1 protein-coding gene is annotated in these 339 nt (G+C 74.0%); it reads right to left on the bottom strand.

Annotation, left to right across the window (positions count from 1 at the left end):
• On the bottom strand, positions 1-339 hold a 339-nt coding region (locus F0L46_RS25425), incomplete at both ends, for a nucleotide-binding domain containing protein (RefSeq protein WP_276315629.1).

Here is a 339-nt window from a genome sequence, read left to right as displayed (position 1 = left end):
GGGGGGACCGTAGCCCCCACGGAAGGGCCGGTCGGGGAAGAGGAAGGCGATGTTGGCGGGGAAAGCCGGCATGGAATCCTCCTGGATGACGGGACAAGCGTCGCGGGGCATGACGGCGAGCGCCTTGGCGAAGAAGTCGGGCGCCCCGAAATTCCCCGATTTCAGGGCGAGCGCCAGGGGCCGGTCGGGGCTGGCGAGCGCCGGCACGCCGGGATCGATCTCCGGCCCGCCCGCCACGGCGTCGAGGCCCAAGGCCGAGACCACGGCGCCTGAGGTCTCGCCGCCCGCCACCACGAGCCGCGTCACGCCGCCCTCGACGAGGAGGCGCGCCGTGTCGGC

The organism is Salinarimonas soli (assembly GCF_008386575.1).
Taxonomy (GTDB): Bacteria; Pseudomonadota; Alphaproteobacteria; order Rhizobiales; family Beijerinckiaceae; genus Salinarimonas_A; species Salinarimonas_A soli.
The sequence above is the reverse complement of the archived record's forward strand: the minus strand, read 5'-3'. Positions and strand labels throughout refer to the sequence as shown.